Here is a 1,590-nt window from a genome sequence, read left to right as displayed (position 1 = left end):
GCCGCAGCAGATATGCAGGAAAGCGCGCTCGCCGGATTCATCGGCCGAGTCGACGCCACCGGGGAGCAGCAGCGGTGGGGATTCCCCTCCACCCGCGCGTGGCTCCGCTCCCGCCTCGGCATGCGCGAGAGCCGCGCCAAGGAGCGCCTCACTCTCGCACGGCAGCGGCACCGCCTGCCCCAAGTGGCTGAGCGGTTGGCGTCCGGTGAGCTGTCCTTCGGCTACGCCACCACCGTGGCCGACTCGGTCGCCCGCCTGGACGACACCGACTGCGCAGAAGCCGAAGCCACACTCCTCGGCTTCGTCGACCAAGGCTTTTCCGCCGGGAAGGTCGCCACGTTCGGCCACCGCATCCGCGACCTCATCGCCGAACGCGACGACACCGAAGACACCCCCGACGAGGACACCAAACGCGGCTACGACAAGTCCTGGCTGACCACGACACGTTCGCTGGACGGCGGCCGGTACGTCAAAGGCTGGCTGAACCCCGAAGACGCCGCCATCTGGGACGGCACCCTCGCCCCGCTGGCCAAGCCGGCCGGACCCGACGACCGCCGCGACGTCGCCGAGCGAACGGCAGCGGCGCTCTCCAGCGTGCTGTCGGGCGGACACAAGGCCACCAAGGTCACCGTCATCTGCGACCTCGAGACGCTCACCGGCGGCAACGCCCCGGCCCGCCTCACCGACGGAACCCCCATCCCCGCCACCCAGGCCCGCCGCATCGCCCTGGCCGCCGGAGTCTCACCGTTGCTCCTCGGACGCGGAAACACTCCGCTCTACCTGGGCCACCGGGAACGGTTCGCCTCCCCAGCCCAACGGCAGGTGCTGGAAACGCTCTATCCCTCATGTGCAGTGCGAGAGTGCGAGATTCCCGGCACGTTGTGCGAAGTGGACCACGTCAATGGCTGGGCCCTCGGACACTCGCCCACCGACATCGACCAGCTCAGCCTCACCTGCGGATGGCACAACCGCTTCAAACACACCCGCCCCGACCAGATCCAGATCACCAAAGATCAAGACGGGCGCTACGTCTACCGGCTGCTACCACCACCAGACGCGCGAGGGGCAACCGGGCCACCGGGCAGCATCGGCCCACCGGATAGCACCCTCCACTGGGCCGCATAACCACCCCCCGGCCTGACCGCCAGGCCCGCCCGGACCACTCGTGTCCGGGCGGCATCGGCATGCCCACACCACACACCAGCGCAGCCACCATCACGGCCTGGCCTGCCTGGCCCCACGCCCGGGGGAACATCGAGCGGCCCTCAACTGGGAGCGGCACCGCAGCGCCCCTCCCCTGCACTGCCCTAGCCTCGCGGCACCATCACAGCTCCAGCCGATGCCCGGCGGCCAAGCAGCACGGAATTCCCCACCGCGAATGGGCGAACCGAACAGACCACGCGCCCGCCGAATGCATCGCAGCGCTCGGCAGCGTGCTCGCGTATTGACGGGATAGAGCAAGGGGCGCCCTTCGATCCTCTTCGTACCTGACGGAAGCGCGTGCGCGACCAGCGCGTTGCGGACGGCGCTCGCGCCCCGGTCCAGGAACGTGACGCCGCAGATCAGGGGCACCGCCGCCCAGAACGACCG

1 protein-coding gene is annotated in these 1,590 nt (G+C 69.9%); it reads left to right on the top strand.

The features are described from left to right. Nucleotides 1–1,125, top strand: a 1,125-nt coding sequence (locus AB0C78_RS50765) for a DUF222 domain-containing protein (RefSeq protein WP_360763058.1), incomplete at its 5' end; no start/stop codon positions are given. Nucleotides 1,126–1,590: the final 465 nt, after the last annotated feature.

The sequence above is a fragment of the Actinomadura sp. NPDC048394 genome, from assembly GCF_040651755.1.
In the GTDB taxonomy this organism is placed as follows: domain Bacteria; phylum Actinomycetota; class Actinomycetes; order Streptosporangiales; family Streptosporangiaceae; genus Spirillospora; species Spirillospora montaniterrae.
Note: the sequence above shows the minus strand (reverse complement) of the source record. Positions and strands in the feature narration are given on the sequence as shown.